The 23,860-nt window shown below is 67.9% G+C and carries 21 protein-coding genes and 2 pseudogenes; 8 read left to right on the top strand and 15 right to left on the bottom strand.

Annotation, left to right across the window (positions count from 1 at the left end; translation table 11 throughout):
- Positions 1–106 precede the first annotated feature (106 nt).
- Together JK364_RS57815 and JK364_RS57810 are read right to left on the bottom strand one after the other, a co-directional pair.
- The gene (locus tag JK364_RS57815; protein WP_201857556.1) at positions 107–658 is read right to left on the bottom strand and encodes a DUF6585 family protein; all 552 of its coding nucleotides are present in this window, start codon (positions 656–658) and stop codon (positions 107–109) included.
- Between the two features lie 298 nt (positions 659–956).
- Positions 957–1,556 (bottom strand): annotated as a pseudogene (locus JK364_RS57810) (winged helix-turn-helix domain-containing protein); the annotation flags it as partial.
- Between the two features lie 95 nt (positions 1,557–1,651).
- On the opposite strand from JK364_RS57810, the gene JK364_RS46880 reads away from it, so the two are divergent.
- Positions 1,652–1,903 (top strand): helix-turn-helix transcriptional regulator, encoded by a 252-nt coding sequence (locus JK364_RS46880; RefSeq protein ID WP_201857555.1) that lies wholly within the window; start codon positions 1,652–1,654, stop codon positions 1,901–1,903.
- Between the two features lie 1,153 nt (positions 1,904–3,056).
- On the opposite strand, the gene JK364_RS46875 is transcribed toward JK364_RS46880, so the two are convergent.
- The 3 genes from JK364_RS46875 to JK364_RS46865 form a co-directional block, all read right to left on the bottom strand.
- Positions 3,057–3,863 (bottom strand): DUF6585 family protein, encoded by an 807-nt coding sequence (locus JK364_RS46875; protein WP_201857554.1) that lies wholly within the window; start codon positions 3,861–3,863, stop codon positions 3,057–3,059.
- A gap of 311 nt (positions 3,864–4,174) precedes the next feature.
- A complete protein-coding gene (locus JK364_RS46870) occupies positions 4,175–5,446 on the bottom strand; it encodes a serine hydrolase domain-containing protein (RefSeq protein ID WP_307841616.1) in 1,272 nt (423 codons plus the stop codon).
- A 64-nt stretch (positions 5,447–5,510) separates the two neighbouring features.
- The gene (locus tag JK364_RS46865; RefSeq protein WP_307841615.1) at positions 5,511–6,614 is read right to left on the bottom strand and encodes a serine hydrolase domain-containing protein; all 1,104 of its coding nucleotides are present in this window, start codon (positions 6,612–6,614) and stop codon (positions 5,511–5,513) included.
- A gap of 475 nt (positions 6,615–7,089) precedes the next feature.
- Between JK364_RS46865 and JK364_RS46860 the strand changes: the two genes are divergently transcribed.
- Positions 7,090–9,585, top strand: coding sequence for a helix-turn-helix domain-containing protein (locus tag JK364_RS46860; RefSeq protein ID WP_201857552.1), 2,496 nt, complete (start codon positions 7,090–7,092; stop codon positions 9,583–9,585).
- Here JK364_RS46860 and JK364_RS46855 read toward each other — a convergent pair.
- Both JK364_RS46855 and JK364_RS46850 read right to left on the bottom strand, forming a co-directional pair.
- Positions 9,582–9,824, bottom strand: coding sequence for a hypothetical protein (locus tag JK364_RS46855; RefSeq protein WP_230993590.1), 243 nt, complete (start codon positions 9,822–9,824; stop codon positions 9,582–9,584). The two genes, JK364_RS46860 and JK364_RS46855, sit on opposite strands and share 4 nt — an antisense overlap.
- A 9-nt stretch (positions 9,825–9,833) precedes the next feature.
- Entirely contained in the window at positions 9,834–10,922 is a 1,089-nt protein-coding gene (locus JK364_RS46850; RefSeq protein WP_201857551.1) for an integrase core domain-containing protein, read from the bottom strand.
- A gap of 126 nt (positions 10,923–11,048) precedes the next feature.
- On the opposite strand from JK364_RS46850, the pseudogene JK364_RS46845 reads away from it, so the two are divergent.
- The 3 genes and pseudogenes from JK364_RS46845 to JK364_RS46835 all read left to right on the top strand — a co-directional run.
- Positions 11,049–11,571: pseudogene (locus tag JK364_RS46845) on the top strand (integrase); the annotation flags it as partial.
- Positions 11,572–11,636: 65 nt separating this feature from the next.
- Entirely contained in the window at positions 11,637–12,173 is a 537-nt protein-coding gene (locus JK364_RS46840) for an amino acid permease (protein WP_307841618.1), read from the top strand.
- Between the two features lie 129 nt (positions 12,174–12,302).
- On the top strand, positions 12,303–13,391 hold the full coding sequence (locus JK364_RS46835) for a LacI family DNA-binding transcriptional regulator (protein ID WP_201857549.1): 1,089 nt from the start codon (positions 12,303–12,305) through the stop codon (positions 13,389–13,391).
- Between the two features lie 66 nt (positions 13,392–13,457).
- Here JK364_RS46835 and JK364_RS46830 read toward each other — a convergent pair whose 3' ends face one another.
- From JK364_RS46830 to JK364_RS46800, 7 genes are all read right to left on the bottom strand, one after another.
- Positions 13,458–13,745 carry a hypothetical protein gene (locus JK364_RS46830; RefSeq protein ID WP_201857548.1) on the bottom strand — a complete coding sequence of 96 codons (288 nt, stop codon included), beginning with the start codon at positions 13,743–13,745 and terminating at the stop codon, positions 13,458–13,460.
- Between the two features lie 15 nt (positions 13,746–13,760).
- Complete coding sequence (locus JK364_RS46825; protein WP_201857547.1) at positions 13,761–14,081, bottom strand: hypothetical protein; 321 nt, start codon at positions 14,079–14,081, stop codon at positions 13,761–13,763.
- A gap of 40 nt (positions 14,082–14,121) precedes the next feature.
- On the bottom strand, positions 14,122–14,406 hold the full coding sequence (locus JK364_RS46820) for a hypothetical protein (RefSeq protein WP_201857546.1): 285 nt from the start codon (positions 14,404–14,406) through the stop codon (positions 14,122–14,124).
- A 151-nt stretch (positions 14,407–14,557) separates the two neighbouring features.
- Positions 14,558–16,060, bottom strand: a complete 1,503-nt coding sequence (locus JK364_RS46815; RefSeq protein ID WP_201857545.1) for an amino acid permease — start codon at positions 16,058–16,060, stop codon at positions 14,558–14,560.
- 23 nt (positions 16,061–16,083) lie between these two features.
- Positions 16,084–16,896, bottom strand: coding sequence for a nitrilase-related carbon-nitrogen hydrolase (locus JK364_RS46810; RefSeq protein ID WP_201857544.1), 813 nt, complete (start codon positions 16,894–16,896; stop codon positions 16,084–16,086).
- The gene (locus JK364_RS46805; RefSeq protein WP_201857543.1) at positions 16,893–18,056 is read right to left on the bottom strand and encodes a M24 family metallopeptidase; all 1,164 of its coding nucleotides are present in this window, start codon (positions 18,054–18,056) and stop codon (positions 16,893–16,895) included. The genes JK364_RS46810 and JK364_RS46805 overlap by 4 nt, the downstream gene beginning before the upstream one ends.
- Positions 18,057–18,208: 152 nt before the next feature.
- Complete coding sequence (locus tag JK364_RS46800; RefSeq protein ID WP_307841617.1) at positions 18,209–19,153, bottom strand: integrase core domain-containing protein; 945 nt, start codon at positions 19,151–19,153, stop codon at positions 18,209–18,211.
- A 595-nt stretch (positions 19,154–19,748) separates the two neighbouring features.
- Here JK364_RS46800 and JK364_RS46795 point away from each other — a divergent pair.
- From JK364_RS46795 to JK364_RS46785, 3 genes are all read left to right on the top strand, one after another.
- On the top strand, positions 19,749–20,990 hold the full coding sequence (locus JK364_RS46795; protein ID WP_201857542.1) for a GDSL-type esterase/lipase family protein: 1,242 nt from the start codon (positions 19,749–19,751) through the stop codon (positions 20,988–20,990).
- Between the two features lie 82 nt (positions 20,991–21,072).
- Entirely contained in the window at positions 21,073–21,615 is a 543-nt protein-coding gene (locus tag JK364_RS46790) for a nuclear transport factor 2 family protein (protein ID WP_201857541.1), read from the top strand.
- A 95-nt stretch (positions 21,616–21,710) separates the two neighbouring features.
- Entirely contained in the window at positions 21,711–22,157 is a 447-nt protein-coding gene (locus JK364_RS46785; RefSeq protein ID WP_201857540.1) for a MarR family winged helix-turn-helix transcriptional regulator, read from the top strand.
- A 249-nt stretch (positions 22,158–22,406) separates the two neighbouring features.
- Here the strand turns inward: JK364_RS46785 and JK364_RS46780 are convergent, their stop codons facing one another.
- Positions 22,407–23,858 (bottom strand): leucyl aminopeptidase, encoded by a 1,452-nt coding sequence (locus tag JK364_RS46780; protein ID WP_201857539.1) that lies wholly within the window; start codon positions 23,856–23,858, stop codon positions 22,407–22,409.
- Positions 23,859–23,860 lie beyond the last annotated feature (2 nt).

Genomic DNA, 23,860 nt, shown 5'->3' with positions numbered 1-23,860 from the left:
GCTCGCCGCCTCCGTGGCGCCGGTGACGGCCAAGAAGACACCCAGCACACTGGCGAGCGCGCCAAAGCTTTTTCGTCTGCGCATGTGTACGTCCTTTTTTCGGAGATCAGCAGCAGAAGCACGTTCCGGTCCACGATGGCCGTGGCCACGTCACGTTGGATGCTAGGAGCATCCGATGAAATCGCTGTGCAACAAGGGGTGTCGAGGTGACACCCCCTCTTCCCGTTCCGCCGTCACTCGGTTCGGCACCCACGGGGGGAATGCCTGCCAGATGCTCGGCGAGGGCGTGGAGGACGAAGAGGCTCGGGATCTCGGACACCAGGGTCCCCAGCACCTGCCATTGCCCGGCGACGCGGACGGCGATGGAGCTGTTGCGGATCTCGATCCGCTGGATCAGCGGCCACCGCGTGGACAGCTCTCCGGAGCCGACCTCCTGCCCGGTGAGCCAGACAGGGCCGTACGTGAGTCGCGCCCCTTGAGCGAGAGCGGCCAGGGCCCTCGGCACCTGGGCGTCGATGACGGCTCGACGGATCTCCGCCTCCCGTACCTCCGGGTGGCCGAAGCGGCCGCGGCGCAGCACCACCTGCTCGCCGTCGACATCGGTGAGCGCACAGGACCGCGCGACGCCCTGCGGGGACGGCGCGGCGCGCTGAAGCACCGAGGTGACCGTGCGGATCGGCGCTCTGGGCCCGCCGGATGCGCAAGCCCGACTCGGTACCGCCCGATAGGTGGCGCACCGCCTGCCGAGGCGTTCCCGGCCGGCGGCCTCGGAGATCCTCGCCAGCAGCAACTCGTCCTCGCGGTCGCGGGGAATCCCCTTCCATCACGCCGCGACCCTCTGTACGAGGCCGAGATGCACGCTGTCCCCACGCAGCACCGCGCGCCGTGCCCTCAAGCAGCAACTCGTCCGGCGCCACCCCGAGATCGTCGGCGAGCCTCTTGCGGGCGCGGTCGAAGACCGCCAGCGCATCGGCCCGCAGCCCGTTGCGCTGCAGCGCGCACATCAGCAGCAGCACGCCGACCGGTCTGTTCAACGGTTGCTCCAGGGCGAGAGCGGACAGTTCACCAACCGCCTCGCCATATCGGCCGAACCGCAGTTGCCGGCCCGCCTTCCGCCGCGCCAGGGTGATCCTTCGTTTACGCAGGAGCTTGCGCAGCCGGTAGACGTAGACCGGTACGACGTTCGCGCCGGGCGAGTCCATCCCCCATACGCCGTCGAGCAGTTCCTGCCGCCTGATCGACCGGTCCGGGCTTAGGGCTAGCGCCGCCAGGACGGCCTGCTGGAGGACCGGGCCGATATCCACGGGCTGCCCGGCGCGCCAGGCCGCAGCGGGCCGAGCACGGAATACGGAGTCGCGTAGGGATACAGGGCCCGGCCGTTGGCGGGCGGTCGCCCGCAGTCCCGGACCCGACGCCTGCCTCCGCGGTGAGGGCTGTGACCGTCGGCCGTCCGTTCTGTGCGGTCGTCGTGGGCATGGCGGTTCCCCCTTTCTGCGGACCGGTCGCTCCGGTCGGCCCTGTCGATGCCGTCGAGGCTGGCCTTGTGCAGGAACCATGCACAGGCCATTGAACCGGCCATATCCGGCCGCCGGACCCGCTGGAGTCCCTGAGCTGGGAAAGGCGATTCCGGGGGGGGGAAGGGCCGTGACTTGTGGCCAGGGGATTCGGTGCGGTGCTGCAACGGCTGCGGAACCAGGCGGGCATCACCCAGGAGGAGTTGGAGAGGCGCTCCGGTGTGGGGGTGCGCACCATCCGCGGGTTGGAGACCGGCGAGCGCACCAACCCGCGCATGGCCACGGTGCAACGGCTCGCCGACGCGTTGGCGCTACGGGCCGAGGAACGCGTGGAGTTACTCAGCGCCGCGTTCCCCCCGGGTTCGGACGGCGGCCGTTGGTCGCGGTGAGGTGGGCCAGGCGCAACAGCACGACAGATCAGATGCCGCCGGGGCTCTGTGCAGGTGAAGGCCCCGGGGTGAACGTCAAGGAGAACCGGAAATCGTGATCAGGCTCCCGACCTGCGTGGATGGTTTATCGGCACCCGCAAAGCTATGTGCTGAGGGCCTCGGTCGGCGTGTTTCTGCAGGCAGCCGGTGCTTGGGTGTCCCGGCCGCAAGGTGCCTGCCGCGTCAAGACGAGGTAATGCCCCTTCGCGTCCGCCGGCAGACGGGGCACCCCCGGGGAGTGAGCGTCCTATCGGGCTCTGGGGTGCCGTAGCGAGACAGTCGTCAGGTGCGCTCACCGCATCGAATAGTGTGCCAAACGGCTGCTGGGCTGGGTTATGGATGGTCTCCGGAAGAGGGGCAAGGCTCCGGTCCGGTCGTCCTTGGGCTGGAAGGCCGGCGGGATGGCCGGGCCATGCCTGGACGGTGGCGATGTAGGTGCCAAGAACCTCGTTCTTGCTGGTCACGCAGCATGCTGGTACTCGTGGAGGAGGCCGCTGAGGCGGTCGCGTCGATGGATGTGGAGCTTGGTGGGCTAGTTGGGGGCGGTGATCGGTTCGGGTAGGGGGCGTGGTGCTGCGCCTGGGAGAGTGTGGTGGGTCTGTGCTCGTTGTGGAGGGTCTCGTATTCACGTAGCCCGCGCCCTCGAGGTCCATGGCCAGGTCCTTGGCGGCCTGCGCTACGCATGAAGAGGTCGGGTGCGCGGTCGCGCCCAGGATCCGGTTGCGTCGGCTGGATAAGACTGCGCTCGGCGGTGGATCCCGTGCACGCGGGCCCGTGACGGGGCCGAGTGCACGGCAGGCAGACGGTGGCGTAGTGGCGGTGTTGCCCGGCGCCAGAAATGCCGACCAAGCAGGCGTTCGCGGTGCCGATGGGGGTCCCGACGAATCGGACGGGATCGTCGGCAAGGTGTCGCACGGATGAGACGGTATGGACGAAGCGCCCGACGCCCGGAACCGCAGCCCTCCTGGGCGATCACCGAAGAAGCAACGCTCAGACGGCCCATCGGTGGCCCGGAAGAACGGACTACCCCGTAACGCCATGCCCGGCTCACCCCCGACGACCACCAGGCCGTCACGGACCTCACGTCGAGTCCGTCGTCCCTCCCGGGGCGACGTCAGGGCCGGCCCGCGGCCCGCATGCGCTCCGCGAGGGCGAGGAAGACGAAGTAGTTGGGGATGCTGGCGACGGCGGTGGTGGTCAGCGCCCGCCACTTGCCCGCCACCCGGAGGGAGACGTAGCCGTCCTTCACCCGGATCTCCTGGAGCTGGGACCAGGCGACCGAGTTGCCCTTCGCGGCGATGCCGTCCCGGCTCACCCTGATGTCTCCGAAGGACAGCGTCTCGCCGCGATCCAGTGCGACGGTGGAGCGCGGTACCTGGGCTGTGGTGACGAGTTGCTGAATGGCCCGCCCCCACTCCTCCGGGCGCTCCATCCCCCCGATGCCGCCGATGATGCCCGAGATCTTGGTGTGTGTGCCGTCCGGTGCGGTGAGGGTGTAGAGGTACGTCGTGTGGGTGAGCGCGCCGTTGCGGGTGTGGCGGACGATGTCCTGGAGGACGGATGCCTCGTCCCAGCGGATTGCCGCAGGGCCCTTGTTCCCGACTCCGACGTTCACCAATCCGTTCTCGTAGAAGTGCAGTTCGCGTCCCTGCATCCGCTCCTGCACCCCGCGCCTGCGGGAGATGCCGAGCAGCGCTACGCACACCAGAATGACGATCAGGATCACGCCGGCGACCGGTGCCGCCGTGGTGATCGCCACGGTGATAAGCAGCACGGCGGCAGCGGAGATGCCCCCGCCTATCAGCGTCCCCGCCTTGGCCGAGGCGGGCCGCTCCGACCACGGGGGCCGCTGGTACGGCCGGTAGGTGGTGCGCAGTTTGCCAAGGTGCTTTCCGTCGGCGACTGCTGACAAATCAGGCATTGCTCTTCTCCTCGTGTGTTTCCACTCCATGTGTCGCCTGCGGTGACGCATCTCGTGCGTCGGCTGGTGCCGGTTCACGCTCCGCCGTCCGGTCGGCTGATCCGACGGTCAAAGCCCACAAGGGCCACAGCCCGTATGCGCCGACGCTGCCTCCCAGGCTCTGCCGGTTGCTCTCCGCTTCACAGCCACGCTCCTCAGTACCGGGCAACTTTCCGGCAGGACGACAGTCGGCGACAGTGCCATCGATAGGTTCTGACGCATGGCCGTGCCCTCGCCGGGCACGGCCGTCCGTCCGTCCGTCCGGGAAACGTCTACGACTGCGCGGCGCAGAAGGCGTTGCCCATGGCCTGATAACTATCGGTCTGCCCCTTGGTGGGGGACAGCATGTGGTATTCGTTATTCGCGTGGACGACCTGTGTGCTGCCGTCGTCGCTGATCAGCCACTCACTGAAGTAACCGAGCACGGCACCGTTGTGCCCCCAGGCCCACGTGCCGCAGGGCGTCTTCATGTGGGCGATGCCCAGCCCCCAGGTCTTGTCCGCACTTCCCGTCGGCACCGTGGTCTTGAGTTCCTTGAGCTGCTCCGGGGCGAGGAGCTTCCCGTTCATGAGTGCCCGCTGGAACGTGGCCATGTCGTCCAGGGTGGAGACGATGGCCCCGGCGGTGCCGCCGATCTGCACGTTGGAGATCGTGACGTCACGCGTGACGATGTCGAGCGGGTGCACGTAACCGTGCAGGTAGTTCCCCGACATGGCGGAATCGGTGGGGAATTTCGTGTCGTTCAGGCCGAGCGGCTCGATGATGCGCTTCTGGATCTCGTCACTGGGTTCGTTGCCGGTGACCGCCTTGATCACCATGCCGGCCAGGATGTAGTTGGTGTTGGCGTAGCCGAACTTCTCACCCGGTGCGGACTGCGGCGCGTGCTGGCGCAGGGCGATGGTCACCAGCTGCTGCGGCGCCCACGCCTTGTCGGGAGCGGTGTTGAGGAAGTAGTCGCTTTCGACCCCGAGGTCGGTGAAGTAATCGGGCAGGCTCGATGTGTGGTTGAGCAGCTCGCGGATGGTGATCTTCGAACCGTCGTAACCGTTCGCGTTGACCGCGTCCGGCAGCCACTTGGCAACCGGGTCGTCCAGCGACAGTTTCCCTTCCCCCTCCAACTGGAGAAGCACGGTGGCCGTGAACGTCTTGGTGTTGCTGCCGATCCGGAACCTCGCCTTCGGGTCGGCGTCCGTCTTGGTGCTGACGTTCCCGACGCCCGCGTGCACGTACTCCGTGGAGTCACCGCTGCGGACCAGACCGATCACACCCGGATAACCGTCGGAGACGCCTTTCTCGGCACCGGCCTGGAGGATGCTCGACGGTGTCTCGTCGTCGGCCTGCGCGGTGTTCAGGGTGACACCTGTCAACAGCACGCAGCCCAACGACGCGGCGCCGGAAACCACCCACCACCGACGCCCCGCCAGGGACCGCCTGTGCCTGCCGTCGGACCGTCCCTCCTTCCCACCCGGAGAGGGAGATCCGGTGGCCTGGGACATGCTCAATTTCATTTTCCCTTCTCGACGCCGGCCGGCCTCGGTGACCACCGGCTGACAAACGGCCGTGCCCTCGTCGGCACGGCCGTCCGTCCGTTCGTTCGTCAGAAATCGCCTACGCGGCGCAGAAGGCCTTCTCCATGGCCGCATGGGTGTCGGTCTGTCCCCGCGTGCCGCTCTGCATGTGGTCCTCGGTGTTCGCGTGGATGACCTCGGTGTTGCCGTCCTCGCTGATCAGCCACTCGCTGTAGTAGCCGAGCACGGCACCGGTGTGCCCCCAGGCGACCTTGCCGCAGGACAGTTTGACGCGGCCGATGCCCAGCCCCGCGGTGATGTCCGTACTGCCGTCACTGCTCTCGGGCACCGTGGTCTTGAGTTCCTTGAGCTGCTCCGGGGCGAGGAGCTTCCCGGTCATGAGTGCCCGCTGGAACGTGGCCATGTCGTCCAGGGTGGAGACGATGGCTCCGGCGGTGCTGAAGAACTGCATGTTGGACGCGGTGACGTCGCGCATGCCGGAAAAGATCGAGTACGAGTAACCGTGCAGGTAGTTACCCGATATGGAGGAATCGGTGGCGAATTTCGTGTTGTTCAGGCCGAGCGGTTCGATGATGCGCTTCTGGATCTCGTCACCGGGTTCGTTGCCGGTGACCGCCTTGATCACCATGCCGGCCAGGATGTAGTTGGTGTTGGCGTAGCCGAACTTCTCACCCGGTGCGGACTGCGGCGCGTGCTGGCGCAGGGCGATGTTCACCAGTTGCTGCGGCGCCCACGCCTTGTCGGGCTCGGCGTTGTTGTAGTAGGCGCTGCTGAGCTGCGCGTCCGCCGCGTAGTCCGGCAGGCTCGAGGTGTGGTTGAGCAGCTCGCGGATGGTGATCTTCGAACCGTCGTAACCGTTCGCGTTGACCGCGCCCGGCAGCCACTTGGCAACCGGGTCGTCCAGCGACAGTTTCCCTTCACCCTCCAACTGGAGGAGCACGGTGGCCGTGAACGTCTTGGTGTTGCTGGCGATCCGGAACTTCGCCTTCGGGTCGGCGTTCGTCTTGGTGCTGACGTTCCCGACGCCCGCGTGCACGTACTCCGTGGAGTCACCGCTGCGGACCAGACCGATCACACCCGGATAACCGTCGGAGACGCCTTTCTCGGCACCGGCCTGGAGGATGCTTGACGGTGTCTCGTCGTCGGCCTGCGCGGTGTTCAGGGTGACACCTGTCAGCAGCACGCAGCCCAACGATGCGGCGCCGGAAACCACCCACCACCGACGCCCCGCCAGGGACCGCCTGTGCCTGCCGTCGGACCGTCCCTCCTTCCCATCCGGAGAGGGAGATCCGGTGGCCTGGGACATGCTCAATTTCATTTTCCCTTCTCGATGCCGGCCGGCCTCAGTGATCACCGGCTACAGGACGACGGCGCCCACGGCCCGTATGCGCCTGCCGCCGCTCCCGGGTTGGGCCGGTCGGGATTCCCACCGTGGTTTCCCGCCGCGGGTTCCCATCGGATTCTCCGCCACGAGTTCCAGCAGAGGGCCGCCCACTTGGCCGCCGTCTTCGGTGCCGGGCAGTCCCCGGCACGGTGATCCAGTCGGCGACGATGCCATCGAAGCTGTTCAGAGCACAGCTCATGCGCCGGTCATTTATGACCGGTCGCCGCTAAGCTCGTCGAACAGCGTGCTTGGCGGGGGAGGAGACTGGGAGATCATGGACGAACCCGGCACGTTGCTCCGTCCGCTGCGGGTCCGCGCCGGGCTGACTCAGGAGGAGCTGTCCGCACGGTCCGGGGTGAGCGTCAGCACCATCCGCCGTCTGGAGACCGGGAAGTCCCGCGACCACCGGCTCAGCACGCTGAACCTGCTGGCGGACGCCCTGGACGTCGGCCCCGGGGACCGCCGGCGGCTGACCGCCGGGCTCACCAAAGCGGGCGGCGGTGACGCCGCCAGGACCCCCGTGGACTCCGAAACCTCCACGGACGCCAAGACACCCGTGCACGCCGGGACTTCCGCGCATGTCGAGCCCCCCGTGCGTGTCGAGCTCCCCGGTGTCCGCCCGCAGGTGCGGGAGGAGATCATCGCCGCCGCTGACGCACTCGCGAACGAGGTCAGGCGGCGCTGGCGGCAGGAGGTGGAGCAGCGCCGCATCCACGACCCGTTCCCCCTGCCGGTGCGCTGGCACCCCGCGCCCCCGGCCCTCACCGACCGTCCGGAGACCGTCCAGCGCCTCCTGCCGGGAGCTCCACCGCGCCCCATGGACCTGACCAGCCGGGAGGGGAGCGTGGCCGAGGTGTACCGGCGGATCCCCTCCGGGCGGCTGGTGATCCTCGGCCGGGCCGGTTCGGGCAAGTCGGTCCTCATGGGCAGGTTCGTCCTGGACCACCTGGCGGCCCGGACCCCCGCCGACCGGGTGCCGGTCGTCTTCAGCGTCGGATCATGGGACCCGACAGCCGTCGCGCTGCGGGACTGGCTGGTCGATCGTCTGGTACGCGACCACCCCCACCTCACCGCAAGCGCGCCCGGCGGGTCGAACCTGGCCGTCGCGCTGATCGACGCAGACCTCATCCTCCCGGTCCTGGACGGCTTCGACGAGATCGCGGAGGGCTTGCGGCGGGTAGCCCTCGAAACGCTCAACACCACCTCGCTGCCGCTCGTCCTGACCAGCCGCCAGGCCGAGTTCACCGAGGCCGTCCACGACGTGGGCGCCCCGCTGGTCTGGGCCGCCGGCATCAGACTCGCCGATCTCACGCTCGACGACCTGGCCGCCTACCTGCCCCTGACGGCGCGCCCGGCCGCCCGCCGCACCGGCCCGGGCGAGGAGCCCGTCGGCGGTAGCCGCACGGAGGACGGATCGGTCTGGGACGGCGTCCTGGCGGAACTCCTCGCCTGCCGGGACGCCCACCGTGACCCGGCGGAGGTACCGCTGGCCGCGGTCCTGCGGACGCCCCTCATGATCAGTCTGGCCCGGACCATGTACAGCGAGACGTCCCGCAGGAACCCCGCGGAGCTCCTGGACACCGAGCGCTTCCCCGACGTGAGTGCACTGGAGGAGCACCTCCTCGCCGGATTCGTCCCGTCCGTCTACCGGCGCCCCGTCGCCGAGCGCGTCCCCGGCCGCCGCAGCCCCGGGCAGGGCCCGGCCCCGGAGCTTGCCGAACGCTGGCTCGGCTACCTCGCCCACCACTTGGCCCGGCTCGGCCGCGAACAGCAGGACCTCGCCTGGTGGCAGATCGGTGCCTCGCTGCCGCTCGCCACCCGCATCCTGACCGTCGTGGCGACCTCCGCGCTGTGCGTCTTCGTTCCCGAACTGCTCGTCTGCCTGGTCCTCTTGCCACAGACGCTCGGGGAGACGCTGCTCCTGGCAGGGCTGACGGGGTCGATCACGGGGCTCGCGTTCGGGTGCGTGTTCTGCGTCGTCACCGCCTTCGGCCGCGAACCTCTCGGGCCGGCCCGGGTGCGACTGCGACTTCCCGGCACCGCGAGACGCACCGGCCGCGGGCCGGGGCGCACCTTCGCCGCCCGGTTCGGGAGCAGCCTGCTGGGCGGTTTCCTCGTGGGCCCCGGATGCGCCTGCACCCTCACCCTCGATCACTGGCTGTACTACGGACAGCCGATGACGGATGCCGCGGTGCTGAAGGACACCCTCATCGACATGCTGACCTTCGGCCTGATCTTCGGGCTCGGCGCCGGATTCGTCTTCGGGATGCTGGCCACCTTGGAGACGCCCCTGGACATCGCCTCCGCCGCCACCCCGACGCGCCTGCTGGCCTCGAACCGCATGACCGCGGGCCGCCAGATCCTCGTCCTCGCGCCCGCGCTCGCCCTCACCATCGGCGTCGGCGGACAACTCGTCGTCGACCTGCTCCAGCCCCTCTTCGGCCCGATGGTGTGGGGGGCGGGCAGCGCGCTGGTCTATGGCGTCGTCAGTGGCGTGGGCGGCGCGCTGGCCTACGCTCTGTCCTTCACCGCCTGGGGGCGGTGGCTGGTCCTGTGCCGTGTCTGGCTGCCGCTGACCGGCAGGCTCCCCTGGAACACTGCCGCGTTCCTTGACGACGCCTACGGCCGGGGTGTGCTGCGCCAGACCGGCGCGGTCTACCAGTTCCGCCACGTCCGGCTGCAGCACCACCTCGACCGCTCCTTCCGCGAACAGCAAGCCCACCACGAGGCAGCCGCCTTCCGCACGGCACCGGTCGAGCAGACCGCCTAGACGGTGCGGATGACAGGGGCGGGCTTGATGTCCTGGGCATCGATGAGGGTGCGGATGTCGTCCGGGTCCGAGGTCCAGACGATGGCGCCGAGGCCGGCGGCCATGGTCACGACGGTGGCGTCGACGATGTCGGAGGTACCGGCTTTGCCGCGGAGAATGCCTGCGGCTTTGGCGGTTGCGAGGCCGACGGTTACGACGTGGCACCCAGCGAGGAACGTTGCCCTTGCCGGAAATCCCATCCGTGCAGGTCATGCGGCATGCCGGTACTCGTGCAGGATGCCGCCGAGGCGATCATGCCGATGCACATGAAGATCGGCGAGCTGGTCGGGGGCGGTGACAGGTTCGGGAAGTGGGTGGAGCGGTGCGGCGCTTGCGAGAGTGCGGTGGGGTCTGTGCTCGTTATAGAACGCCTCGTACTCGCGCAGTGCGCGGAGGAGGTGGGTCTGGTTCCAGATGAGGATGCGGTCGAGGAACTCGGTCCGGCATGACCGGACCCAACGCTCCATGATCGCGTTCATGCGCGGCATCTGGACACCGGTCTGAACGACCTTGATGCCCTCGGCTTGCAGGACGGTGTCGAAGGGTGGCGGATAGCGCATGTCTCGGTCCCGGACCAGGAACTTTGCTCTGATGCCTGCGTTTTGGAGGTCCATGGTCATGTTCCGGGCGAGCTGGGTGACCCAGTCGGCGGTGGGATGTGCTGTCGCGCCCAGGACTCGCACGCGGCGGGTGGCGTGCTCGATCACCGCGAGGACGTACAGCCTGGCCCCTGTCAGGGTCTTGGTCTCGAAGAAGTCTGCGGCGATGATGGCCCGGGCCTGGGAGCGAAGGAACGTCGCCCACGTGGTGTGGTCCCGTTCGGGTGCGGGGTCGATGCCGTGCTCCTTGAGGATGTTCCATACGGTGCTGGCGGCGACCTTGATGCCGAGGGAGGCGAGTTCGCCGTGGATGCGCCGGTAGCCCCAGCTGGAATTCTCCTGCGCGAGCCGCAACACCAGGGCGCGGATGGAACGTACGGTGCGGGGCCGTCCGGGCCGTTTGGGGCAGGATGCCTTCGCGTGACGGTGGCGCAGTAGCTCACGGTGCCATCGCAGCACCGTGTCAGGTGTGACGATCAGCGGTAGTTGGCGAAGACGTCCCCGGGGGAGGGGATGCAGGAGAGCGGCCAGCAGGGCGCGGTCTGGCCAGGTGAACTTTGGTTTATCGGTTTGTCGCTGCAGCACGGCGAGTTGGCGCAGCGCCAGAATCTCTGACTCCTTGTCGCGGTCACTCTTCGGTAGGAGCCGTATCAGGGTGAGCATGCTCGTCAAGGTCAGGTAGAGCAGTCGCAGCAGCACTCCACAATGCTGGTGTGGGGAGGCTAGGTCGGCAACGGGGGGCCTCTAGGGTCACGGTTGACCGGCGGGCCCACCGCAGCGCTCGCCTGCCGTGACCAGCACGGATGAGGTTTCTGGCACGTACACCGCCGCACTGGCCCAACCTGGCGCGGGTTCCTCTCCGCACGGGCCACCAGTTTGATCGCCTGCGACTTCCTCCACATCGACACCATCAGCCTGCACCGCCTGTACGCCCTGGTCTTCCTCGAGTACCAAACCTGGCGCCTGCACATCGTCGGCGTCACCGCACACCCCACCGCTGCCTGGGCCACCCAGCAAGCCCGCAACCTCGCCACCGACCTGGGCGTCCGCATGGACTCGCTCCGCTTCCTCATCCGAGACCGAGACAGCAAGTACACCGACGCCTTCGACGCCGTGTTCCAGGCCGAGGACATCGAGATCATCAAGACTCCGGTCCGCGCACCGAAGGCCAACGCCCACTGCGAACGAGTGATTGGCACTCTCCGCCGAGAAGTCCTCGACCACATGATGCCAACTACCTCCCCAAGCTCACGGGCGACCACCTCCGATCCTGGAGCCGACCAGCCGCAGAGTCCTGCGCACTCGCATCCTCGGCGGCGTGATCAACGAGTACGGATATGCCTCTTGACCAGGAGCGACGATTATTCGAGCCCCACAGGTTCGGGAACCAGCGGATTCCTTGCTGCGATCGCCGTGGCGGGATGGGCTTCGTCGCCTTCGACGCCTGTGGTGAGGGGATCCTTCGGCGACTGGGGCACCAAGCCCTTCCAGGTCGTCGTGACGTCATTCCTGGCATGCGCCATCGCGATTCAGACGGCAGCAACTCGGGTGTTGTACTCCCTGGGCCGTGACAGCGCGCTTCCCTTGTCCGGAAGACTACGAAAGGTCACCAGCCGCCAGGTGCCACGCAATGCCGTGATCGCCTCGGCCGTCCTTGGCGTGGCCATCTTGTGTATCGGCATCAACGAATCAGCAGCCAGCACGCTGATCGCCTTCACCACCCGCGGCCACTACACGACGGTCCTCCTCGCTGCCGGCGCCGCTTTGTACGCCCGTACGCGGCGGCGGTGGAATCCCGCTCTCGGCGCATTCCGCCTGGACCGGTGGGGAGTGATCGTCAATGCTCTGACACTGGCCTGGGTGTCGTTCGAGACGGTCACATCGCTTGGCGCCGGCCGGAACCGCTCAGCCCCGGGGCTATGTGGTACCGACAGTGGACGGTGCCGCTGATCGGTGCGGTTCTCATTGGGGTCGGAGTGACGTACATAGCGTGGAAGAGGCCACATACCAAGGCCGGGGCGTACCATGCCAAGAGCACGACGGCGGGGACACAAGTGGTCCGGTCACCCTCGTGCGTCATTGTTCCGCTTTCAGGAGAAGCGCTTCTGCTATTCGGTGCAGCCTGCTTACAATCGCAGCAAGATGACCAGATCACGCGTGAGTATGAAGGACGTGGCGGCTGCGGCCGGGGTGTCACTGACGACCGTCTCCGATGCGCTCAATGACCGCGGGCGTCTGCCCGAAGCCACCCGCCGACGGGTCCGGGACGTGGCCGAGCAACTCGGCTTTCAGCCCCACCGTACAGCCAGGAGTCTGGCCAAGGGACGCTCGGGCATCTTGATGCTGTCGGTCTCTTTGCCGGAGTCCACGCCGGGCTCGGCTGTTGACATCGAGTTCTTCGTGCAGTTGATGAGCGCTGCCTCCGGCGCTGCGCTGCACCGCGGCTGGGCGCTCGTGCTGGCTCCGGCCACGGGCAGCGAGCGGTCCGTACCCGTCGACTTCGACGGTGCCATTGTCGTCGACCCCCGGCCGCACGATGCTCTCCTGCGCCTGGCGGATGCCGAGGGCAAGCCCGTCGTCACGGTGGGACGAGATCTGGAGAATCCCGACCGGCTGCACGTCGACAACGATCACTCTGCGGCCGTGCGGGAGGCTCTGGACCTGATGGCGAAAGCAGGCGCCGAGCGGCCGGCCCTGCTGACCAGCGAGGCGGATTCCTCATATGTGCAGGACTGCATCGACGGATACAACGTCTGGTGCACCACCCGTGCCATGACGCCCCAGGTCGTGACCGCAGCAGGCGGTCTCACCCAAGGTGCCGGGTATGAAGCCGCACGGGACTTCCTGACCGGGCCGAAACGTCCCGATGCGGTGTTCACCACCCTGGACTCGTTGGCGCTGGGAGTGCACCTTGCCGCGCAGTCTCTCGGGCTGGACATGCCGCACGACCTGCAGGTCGCGACGCTCAGCGACAGCGAGGCCGCCCGTCAGGCCCGACCTCCAGTGACGGCAGTCGATCTCAACCCGGTCGCGACAGGCAAAGAAGCAGTCCAGCTGCTGATCAAAGCCATCGAGGACGCCGCGGATACAGAGTCGTTCCTCGTGCCGACAAGGATGCACGTACGCGGCTCGACTGGGACAGCCTCGCCAGAAGCCGTGTCCGACTGACTCCATATGCCACCGGTGCCCCATGGGGCTAGACCTCCGCATCGTCGACGCTTCGGCGTGATGCGGTCAGCGCGGGGCGCGCCTGGTCGCGCGCTCGTAGGCCATGAGCGGGTCGCCCAGCGCATTCCACGGCCAAGGGGTCACGACACCGCGCAGGGTGGCGAAGACGTCATTGGCTTCGTTGGCGCCTTGCGCGGCGACGAGGGCGAAGGCGAGGACGTTCAGATCCGCGAAGGCGGCCACGTGGTGCAGGCGCGCCGGATCGCGGTGCCAGTCGAGAGAACGCTGGAGAGCGGAGGCTCCGGCCGGCTGGTGCCACTGGTCTTTGGCCAGGAGGGCGGACGGACCGCCCATGTGCAGATTCTTGACCTACTGGCGGGTGGCAGCGGTCAATTCCAGGCCGCTGATGGGAGCGGTGGCCGGCATGCGTGCCTGGGTGGTTTCGATGAAGTCCATCATCTGCATGTGGCTGCCGCACTCCGCCGGTGACAGGTAGCCCAGCATCTGCAGGTATGCCTGGCGGTGCCGGCGGTCGCGTCGCAGTACCTCGTTCCATGCCCAGAACACCTCTTGTCGGGAGCAGCGCAGGCGCCGTAGTCCTCCCAGAATCACCACCCACGGGGTGGGGTCGGCCGGATGATCGTCGGCGGCACGGTGGCACGCGTCCAGGACTTCCTGCGCCGCCGGCATACTGCCACGGCGCACGGCGCACGGCGCGCAAGCATTCCGCCTATCCGTGCAGGGCGATGGCGATGGCATCGTGCGGGTTGTGGGCCAGCCACGCTTCGGGCAGCTGGGATGCCATCACGCACTGGGCGAGGACGGAGACGCGGTGTGCCTTTCTGTCCCAGTCACGGTGCGAGGCACTCGGCAACTGTGCCAGCAGTCCCACCTGGATGTCGGTCATTCCTGACATCGGTGGCTGGCGGAGCGGCTTGAGGACTTTGCCGAGCGGTTGATCATCAAGTTCGGGCATCAACCGGGCCTTGCTCCGGCGAGTGGTGAAGAGCGGCATGGTTTTCGTGTCTCATGAGTGGGATCGTTGGCGCGGCTGCGGGTGACAACCGCGAGGCGGTTGGGTGCCACTGGCGGGCGGCAGGAGCCTGTCACGCTCGCCGGGTATGGCGGCATGACAGGCTCGGTTCAGCGGTGTCGGCTGAAGGGGGTTACTGCGGGACGGCTGCGGCGGTGTCAGGCTTCTCGGCGGAGACGGGAACACCTGGGCGGGGGTTGCGCACCAGGTAGAGGGCGCCGATGAGGGTCAGGGCAAGGCCAATCAGGGGCACGGCCCACTCGAGGTACCAGGGGGCATTGGGGGCCAGAAGCTGGGGCCGGGGCCAGGCGATGTTGACAGTCTCGAAGCAGACCCATATCACGGCGATCGCGTTGACGAGCAGTCCCCAGCCACGGAGGTGGAAAGCGCCGAGGCTGGGGTCCCAGCGTCCTCGCAGCCGGGCCCACAGAGCGGCTGCAACCGCGAGGGTGAAGGACGCGTAGAAGCCACCGGAAGTGAAGGCGATCAGGGTGCTGACGGCGGAGCCGTTGAGCCCGACGCAAAGGATCACTGCGCCGATGAGGGTGGTGGTGAGTACTGCGTTGGCGGGGACCTGATTGGGGGCCACCTTCTGCAGATGGCGGGACAAGGGGAGCGCCTGGTCGCGGCTCAGGGAGAACAGGATGCGGGTGGCGGTGGTCTGGATGGCGATGGCGCAGGCCAGGAAGGACGCCAGGACCACGGCTTGGAACGGCTTGCTGAGCCACGCTCCGAAGGCGTCGGTGACCAGCGGGGTGAGCGGGTCGACGCTGAGGACCTGGACCAGTCCCGTGAGGCCCTGCTGGGCCCGGATGACCGCTACGGCGTTCATCACGATGACCAGGCCCACGACCACGAGGGACATCAGCAGGGCACGGGGCACGTGCCGGCGCGGGTCCATGACCTCCTCCGAGAGTGCGGAGCAGGCATCGAAGCCGACGAAGGCCCAGCCGGCGACGGCGACGGCGGCGAGGAACCCCTCTGTGGTGGAACCGTTCCAGTTGTGGCTCGCGCCGAGGTCGTGCAGGAGCACCGACCAGTCGTTCTCGGCGAAGAACAGCAGGAGCAGCAGACCGATGGCGATGCTGGCGATGAGTTCGGCGGCGATACCGACGGTGACGGAGTACTTCAGGGGGTTCTGCCCGAGCAGGTTGATGGCGCTGACCAGCAGCAGCACACCAAATCCCCAAAGGAGCTGCTCGGTCGCGTCCGGGTGGCGGCCGAAGACTGCGGCCATCCAGAAACCGCCGAGGTAGCTGACGGAAGTGAAGGTGATGATCTGTGTCCAGGAGTAGATCCACCCGGAGAACCATCCGTAGCGGGGGCCGACCAGGCGTCTGCTCCATTGGTAGATGCCGCCGCTGATGGGGAATTGTGAGGCGAGTTCGGCGAACACCAGGGCCACCAGCATCTGCCCGCTCAGGGCGATCAGCAGGGCCCAGATCCACGCGGGGCCGCTGGCGAACATGCCCGCGCCGACGATGGAGTACAGGCCCACGACCGGTGAGACGAACGCGAAGCCGAGGGCGAAGTTGGTCCCAAAGCCCAGCTCGCGTTTGAGTTGCTGTGCGTAGCCGAGCGCGGCGAGCTGGTCCTCGTCCGAGGGGTGGGGTGGTGCGTGTGGAGGGGGGATCATGACGTGCTCCCGTGGGTCGGCTGTCAGCCTGACGCTGTCCGCAGCTGCCCGCCGTACAGGTCGGGACGTAGCTGATTGAGGTAGTCGGTCGGCTCGCTGGTCCCGGCATCGATGGTCACGCAGGACGAGGCCACGCATTCGTCGGCGCCCAGCTGCAGACGGACTGAGCCGTCGGCGGCCACGATGCGAGAGTGGCCGGTGAACACGAACGGGCTCTCCCACCCGGTGCGGTTCACGTAGATGTGGGGCAGTCGGTTGTCCAAGGCCCGGGCGCGGGAGGCGAGATGGTGATCGGGCTCGTAGGGCTCCATATTGGCCGCGACGCTCACCAGCAGCTGGGCGCCGTCGAGGGCGAGTGTCCGTGCCGGTTCGGGGAATTCGATGTCGAAGCAGATCATCGGTCCCACGCGGATCCCGGCGAGCTCGACGACAGGGAGCCGGTCGCCGGCGGTGAAGTGGTCTCGTTCCCGGCCGAACAGGTGGGCCTTGCGGTAGACGCCTGTCATACTGCCGTCGCTGTCGATACATGCCAGGGAGTTGGCGACCTTGTCGCCGTGTATCTCGGCGAAGCCGACGATGATGGCGGTGCGCCAGTGACGCGCCAGCGTCCGTACCTGCACGACCACGTCGCCTTGCGGGTCGAGGGCCAGTTCGTGGACGGCGTCGAGGTTGTAGCCGGTGAGGAACAGCTCAGGGAACACCATCAGTTCGGCCCGCGGATGCTCGCCGACAAGGGTCTCAAGGCGCGCGAGGTTGGCAACGACGTCTGCCGGGTGGGGTGTGAGCTGGGCCAGCACCACCCGCAGTTCCCGGGCCGCTCCAGTGTGTGCGCTCACGTCAGCCCCAGGCCGTAGCCGGCGTCGGACAGGCGGCGCAGGCCGTCGCCGCGCACGTGGTAGTTGTCCTCGACCTTCAGCAGGACGAACTGGTCGCCGACCCACACGCCGGTTTCCGGTTCCAGGGAGATGACGCTGTCCTCCCGCAGGACGAAGTCGCGGTCGACGAGATGGGAACGGTAGATCGTCGGCAGTTCGCAGGCCCGCAGGCCCACGCCGTGGCCCATGGCATACGGGGTGCGCGGCAGTCCCTGACTCTCCAGATAGGTGTTGACCGCCGCGTCCACCTCCGAGGCGCGCGCGCCCGGCTTCGCGGCCTCCTCACCGATGTGATGGGCCGTGATCAGCGTGCGGTACGCGTCCGCGACGGCCTTCGGAGGCTCCCCCACGAAGCCGGTGCGGGCGATGTCGGAAGCATAGCCATGGGCGCCATAAAGACCGATGTCGAAGAAGTACGCATCGCCCTCACGCAAGGTGGTTCCCTGGCCAAACCAGGTGCCGCTGCCGCGGCGGTGGTTACACAGCGAGTGCGACAGGAACTCCGCTCCGTCCCGCTGCGCGGAGGCCATAGCAGCTGCCAGGACATCGAAATCGGCGAGACCGGGGGCGGCCGTGTGCAGGGCAGCTTCCGCGGCGCGGGCGTTGACCTTGCTCGCGGCGTCGAGCAGCGCGATCTCCTCTGCTGTCTTTTCGATCCGCAGCTCATACAGCAGATGTCCGACCGGAACGAATCCGGTGGTGGGCGAGGCAGCCCGCAGCCCGTCCAGGACCTGCGGGTCGATCAACTCGTGACCCACCCGGCTCGCACCGGCAAGTGCCTGGGCCACGTGCGCGGTCCAGTAGACGGGGTGCCCGACCGCTGGCGCCCACGACGGGATGGGGTGGACCGCTCGGATCCACGGCAGATCGGCCTCGGGCTGCTTGACCTCCTCATCCACCCAGGGGACAAAGAGCTCGATGACGCCGTCGGCGTCGACCACGGCGGCGAACCAGTCGAACGCCTCCGCGATAATCTGCGTACGGTAGTCGGATGCGTACCGAATGTGATCGAACCCGGTGAGAATCAGGTGGCTCAGACCTTGCTCCCGCATGAACGAGGTCAACCGCTCGCGCCGCTCCGTGCGGAGCCGGTCGATGCTGATGTCAGGCCATGTGTACACGACATACCTCCTGGATTACGCAGCAGAAGCGCTTCTGCAAACTGTGTGGCACATCCTTGGCGAAGCGCTTCTGCATGTCAATGCGTGAGACACATTCGGCCATCGAGCTGGCTTGGCCACCGAGCCCCGCCTGAAGGGTGTCGATACCCCGATCAGGCCGCTGATCTGGGTGTTTCTTGTAGATGGAGAAGTCGCTGGGGTGGCGTGGTGTGGTACTCGTTGAGCAGACTGCCGAGTAGCTGTCGCCGACGGACTACGGCAGCAGGCAGGAGGATGACGCTCGGGTGGTCGTCCGGGGCGCGTAGGTCGAGGCTGCGGTGGGCCCGTCCCGTGTTGTAGTGCTCGGCGTACGTGGTGAGGACCGTGCGCAGGTGTCGTTCGCCGGTGATGAGGAGGCGGTCGGTGCACTCGGCGCGGGCTGTGCGTATCCATCGTTCGGCGAACGCGTTGGACCGGTGACTTTGCGGCCGCGTCGGGATGACGGCTGTGCCGTCGCCGGCGAAGACGGCGTCGAACGCGGCGGTGAACTTGCTGTCCCGGTCGCGGATGAGGAACCGGAAGCACCCAGCTCTGTCTTCGAGGTCCATGAGCAGGTTGCGGGCGAGTTGGGTGACCCATGCGCCGGTGAGGTGGGCAGGGACGCCCAGGGCATGGACGCGCCGGGTGGCGATCTCCATGACGAAAAAGATGTAGAGACGTTTGAGGAAGACGGTCTCCACGTGCATGAAGTCGCAGGCCAGCAGCGTGTGGGCCTGGGAGCGGAGGAAGGAGCGCCAGGTCTGCTGGGAGGCGCGCTGCGGTGCGGGCGGTAGACCGGAGCGGCGCAGGACGCGCCGGATCGCGGCGGCGGCAATCCTATGCCCGAGCCGTCGGAGCTCGCCTTGGATTCTGACGTATCCCCAGGCGGGATTCTCTCGCGCCAGGCGCTGGATGAGCGCGACTGTCTCCTCCGCCAGTGGTGGCCGGCCGGGTCCGGCTGGAGTTTGGCGCCATTTCCAGCGCACCAGACGGCGGTGCCAGGTCAGCAGTGTGCCTGGGGTGACGAGCCGGTGGCGACGCAAGACGGGTGGCAGGTACCGTGCGAGAGCGGAGAGCACGGCACGATCAGCCCATGAGAGCCGCGGCCGCACTACCTGCCGACGCAGCACAGCGACCTCATGCCGAAGCACGAGGATCTCGGCGTTGTTCGCGGCGGTCGATCGGCCATACGGAACCGCCACACCGTAGGAGAGGGCGATCTGTGCGTCAGCCACGGATGAGCACTCCAGGCGTCGCAGTTTCATGAGCACCGGCTCCTGTGGAGATGGTGTTTCCGCACGTGACGAGCACTGCTCGTGGATGTGGATCGTGAGCAGAACGTCCTTGTGGATGGCGTTAGTGGTCGCTCTGCGTAACGGCTGTTGTCTGAGGCCGGGCGGGCGTGAGGATGTCGGCGGGCGACCGGCTTGGGAGCATGCGATTCGTTTCACGCGACGCGGGTGGTGGCTGCGGAAGGATTGATGGTCCGGAAGATCGCGGGTGAGGAAATCCGGCGATCGTTGGCTATGTTCCCGTCGCACTCGCTACGAACCCGTCCGCGAACGCCGGGCGGACCAGCCTGCACTCGATGCCGTCCGCGCCTTGTTTTGTTCGTGGCTGCGTCCGGAAATATAGATTAGCAACTTGACTGTTTAGTGCTTTACTGTCACGCTGATGGACATTCGCACGGGGCCGTCTGACACGGCGACCAGCCAGGAGAAAACAGTCATGAATGACGAAAACGAGCGCGCATCCGGTCCCCTTTCGTGGGAGGCCACCTGGGCGCAGGCGCTCCCGGATGTCTGCGCCGATGGCGAATGGTTCGCCGATGTCACCCTCCGATCGCACCTGCGCGTCGGTATCGGCGGCGAGCGGGTCCGCCTGGAATTCAGCAACCAGTTCGGCGACCACCCGGTACGCATCGGCCGGAGCGCGGTCTCTGCCGGCGGCCGTACCGCCGTCGCCACGTTCGGTGGACGCGACCGCGTGACGATTCCGGTCGGCGCATCGGTGTCGACGGACCCGGTCGAGATGCCGGTCGGTCACCACGCGACGGTCGATGTCGACTTCTACCTACCCGAGCGGACCCTGTTCCCGCCGCTGCTCGCCAGCGTCAGCGACTTCACCTGCCAGATGTCCGAGCCGGGCGACCACGTGGGCGCCGCCGTGTTCCCCGCCGTCGCCGCCCCGCCGTTCCCCATGCCCGACGACGTCGACATCTCGGTCCACGAAAGCGGACCGTTCCTGCGCACCGTCGAGGTCGCGGGCGACGTCCGCCATGGTGTGGTCGTGTGTGTGGGCGACTCCATCACCGCGATGGGCTGGCCCGAGGGCGCCGCCGGCCTGCTGCCCGAAGGTTCCGGCTTCTCGGTCGTCAACCGCGGCGTCCCCGGTAACCGGCTCCGCCTCGACGCCGGAGCCGCGAACCTTTCCAACGGCCGCTCCGGCCTGAGCCGGTTCAAGGACGACGTGCTCGGCACCGCCGGCGTCACCCAGGTCGTCATCGCCCTGGGTACCAACGACCTCGGCCTGCCCGGCGAATTCGAGCCCATTGAAGAACTGCCCACCGCGGCGGAGCTGATCGCGGGCTACGAAAACCTCCTGGAGCAGGCCGGCGCCGCAGGGATCGGGGCCCGTATCGCCACCATCACCCCCAGGGTCGGATCGGACAACCATGACGACGGGCGCGAGCAGATCCGCAGCGCCGTCAACGACTGGATCCGCAGCCTGGGACCCGACGTCGCTATCGACTTCGACGAGGCACTCCGCTCCGCCGCGGCACCGCTGCAGCTCGACCAGCGCTACGACAGCGGCGACTGCCTCCACCCCAGCGACACCGGGCAGGACCAGCTCGCCCGCACCGTCGTCGCCGCGCTGCTGGCCGGAACCTCGAAGCAGGAGCCGGCCGCGCACTGATCCCGCAGCTGGGCGTCTGCCCCCGCCCGCGACCCGTCCCGGCTTCACCAAGCCCACGCAACTCGAAGGAGAGCACGACCTCATGTCGACCGATTACCAACAGGCAGACCGCGACCGGGCGGTCGTGGCAGGCTTCTACGCCGCGATGACCCGCGCCGACCAGCAGGGCGGCTTCACCCCCGAGGACCTCGTCACTGTCGTCGATTTCTTCGAGAACGAGCAGGAGATCGAGATCAACATCGGTGCCCCCGTCGGAGGCATCTTCCGGGGACCGGACGACATCGCCCTCGGTCGTCACCGGATGCACGAGCTGTGCGGTTTCACGCACCGCGACCACTCGCTGGACGAGAACATCGCCGATGGTCCCGGCCGGGTGGTGTGCATCGGGGTCAACCACGGCAAGGACGTGGCCGGGAACCCGTGGTCGATGACTACGATCGAGCTCGTCGACCTGGAGGACGGGAAGGTCATCCGCAAGCGCGTGTTCTTCCAGGACCCCGAGTTCCTGCGCCAGATCGCCCTCGAACGTGAAGCCCTCCTGAAGGAGCGGCTCGTCGGCGAGTACTGGCGGACGGACAACCCGCTCATCGCGCTGCGCAAGGACGGAACCATGCCGACCGACTGACCGCTACCGAACCGGCCGGGCGTCGGATGGGTCGTGATCCCGGAGAAACAGTTAAGGACTTGATTGTTTCTTGCTCGATTCATAGAGTGGCGGTCATGGATGAGCCGAAGGGTGCCCGCAACCGAAGCTTCGAGCTGTTCCACTCGATTCTGTGGACGCAGCGTAAAGCGGCGGAGGAATGGCTCCGGGCCCGCGGCCTCACCCACGAGCAGGCCATGGTGATCGGGTATCTCGAACAGCGGCCAGGAGCGATCCAGCGCGACATTGCGGAGATGAGCCGCACGACTGCGGCCAACATCTCGCTCATGCTGAAGGTGCTGGAGCGCCGCGGGCTCGTCGAGCGCCATATCGAGGCCGGTAACGAGCGCAGCAAGCGCGTCTATGCCACGCCCTCGGGCATCGAGCTCATCGCCGGACTCAACGCGACACTGGCCGAGGTCGACGAGGTGATCTTCGCTCCGCTGACCGACGCCGAGAAGGACACCCTCGAGGCGCTGCTCAACAAGATCAACGCACGGCTCCCGCAGCCCGCCCAGCCATAGGTCGCCGCGCAGGCCGAGGAGCCGGGCTGCGCACCACGAGGCCGGGGGCTATGTGTGGATGGCCGCGGAGCTCTACCTGCGGGCGGCGGCGATGTGGGGAAGTGCCCAGTACTCGATCTTCGATGCGGACGACCCCCGCAAGACGGCCTTGGTTCAGGCCACCGAACGGCGGCAACGCCGAGTCCCACTCTCACCACGTGGGGCTGCTGACTGCTTACGACGCGAGCGAACTTATGGTGCGCTGCCCGGTCACGTTGGACTAACCGACTGAAGCTCGGCCGACACGACCGATCGCCGTCTCAGGCGGGAAAGGTAACGGATCAGGGTACGCACGGCGGTGCCGGTGGCTCCGGCCGGGTGGAGGTCGCCGGGCTTGGTGTGGAAGGCCGTGCCCGCGATGTCCAAGTGGGCCCAGGGCACGGCGCCCGTAAACTCCTCCAGGAACAGCGCGGCGTGAATGACGTCGGCGTGCTCGCCGCCGTCGTTCTTGACGGTCGCGACTGTCGAGGCGATCTTCGGGACGTAGCCGCGGAACAGCGGCAGCTCCCACATCGGTTCGCCGCACTCCTCGCCGGTCGCGACGAGGCCGGCGATCAGCTCGCGGTCGTTGCCGAGGACGCCGGTGATCTGGTCGCCCAGGGCGTGCATCACGGAGTAGGTCAGCGTGGCGGCGTCGATGACGAGGTCCGGGCCCAGTTCCGCGGTATGGGAGAGGGCGTCGGCGAGGACGACCCGTCCCTCGGCGTCGGTGTCAGTGATCTCGCTGGTCTTGCCGTTGCGGTGTTCCAGTACGTCGCCAGGCTTGTAGGCGGAACCGCTGGGCAGGTTCTCGGCGGCGGGGACGACCGCCACGACCCCCGTGGGCAGGCCCAGTCGGGCCGCGGCTATCGCGGTGGCGAGCACGGCGGCGCCGCCGCACATGTCGTAGCGCATGTCGACCATGCCGCGCCCGCTCTTGATGCCGAGACCGCCGGCGTCGAAGGTGATGCCCTTGCCGACCAGTCCCACGGTACGGCCGTTCGTCCCGGCGTACCGGATCTCGATCAGCTGGGGCGGGTTGACGCTGCCGCCCCCGACGCCGAGGATGCCGCCGTAACCGCCGGCGCGCAGGTCCTCCTCGTCCAGGACGCGGACCGTGAGGCCGTGTTCGGTGGCGGTGGAAGTGGCTCGCTCGGCGAACATGGCCGGGGTCAGCCGCCCGGCTGGAGTGTTGCCCAGGTCCCGGGCCCAGTTGACGGACTCGGCGGTGATCACGGCGGCCCGCACGGCGCCCTTCGCCTCGGTGGGCCCGGCAACGGTCACGGACTGCACAGCGGGCTTCGGCGCGCGAAGCCCGTCATACCGGTAGGAGCCGAGCACGGTGCCCTCGGCGACGGCGGCGGCCGCTTCGGCACCCTGGGGGTGGCCCTCCGCCAGACCGAGGGCGACGGTGGGGAAGTCGGCGAGGCGACGCACGGCCCGGGCGGCTGCGCGGCGCAGCACGTTGGAGCCGGCCTCGGTCGACGCGCCGAGGCCCGCGAACAGCACCGGCCGGTCGAGCAGACCGGGGACCAGCAAGTCGGTGCCCTGCTCGCCGCCGAAGCGGGCGGACGCGAGCACATCGGCCGCCCAGCCGGGCGCCGGTACGTCGTCGTGGATCGGGATGACGACGGCGTCGGCCTCGATGTCGGTCGCAGGCAGGCTGGAGAGGGAGACATCCACTG

The organism is Streptomyces endocoffeicus (assembly GCF_016741935.1).
Classification (GTDB): Bacteria; Actinomycetota; Actinomycetes; order Streptomycetales; family Streptomycetaceae; genus Streptomyces; species Streptomyces endocoffeicus.
The sequence above is the reverse complement of the archived record's forward strand: the minus strand, read 5'-3'. Positions and strand labels throughout refer to the sequence as shown.

Bases quoted from the DNA above. Each gene is read 5' to 3' on its own strand.
- JK364_RS46875 (WP_201857554.1), bottom strand. From the start codon at position 3,863: ATGCCTGATTTGTCAGCAGTCGCCGACGGAAAGCACCTTGGCAAACTG.
- JK364_RS46855 (WP_230993590.1), bottom strand. From the start codon at position 9,824: ATGGGATTTCCGGCAAGGGCAACGTTCCTCGCTGGGTGCCACGTCGTA.
- JK364_RS46860 (WP_201857552.1), top strand. From the start codon at position 7,090: ATGGACGAACCCGGCACGTTGCTCCGTCCGCTGCGGGTCCGCGCCGGG.
- JK364_RS46790 (WP_201857541.1), top strand. From the start codon at position 21,073: ATGTCGACCGATTACCAACAGGCAGACCGCGACCGGGCGGTCGTGGCA.
- JK364_RS46795 (WP_201857542.1), top strand. From the start codon at position 19,749: ATGGACATTCGCACGGGGCCGTCTGACACGGCGACCAGCCAGGAGAAA.
- JK364_RS46815 (WP_201857545.1), bottom strand. From the start codon at position 16,060: ATGATCCCCCCTCCACACGCACCACCCCACCCCTCGGACGAGGACCAG.
- JK364_RS46820 (WP_201857546.1), bottom strand. From the start codon at position 14,406: ATGCCGCTCTTCACCACTCGCCGGAGCAAGGCCCGGTTGATGCCCGAA.
- JK364_RS46830 (WP_201857548.1), bottom strand. From the start codon at position 13,745: ATGGGCGGTCCGTCCGCCCTCCTGGCCAAAGACCAGTGGCACCAGCCG.
- JK364_RS46825 (WP_201857547.1), bottom strand. From the start codon at position 14,081: ATGCCGGCGGCGCAGGAAGTCCTGGACGCGTGCCACCGTGCCGCCGAC.
- JK364_RS46785 (WP_201857540.1), top strand. From the start codon at position 21,711: ATGGATGAGCCGAAGGGTGCCCGCAACCGAAGCTTCGAGCTGTTCCAC.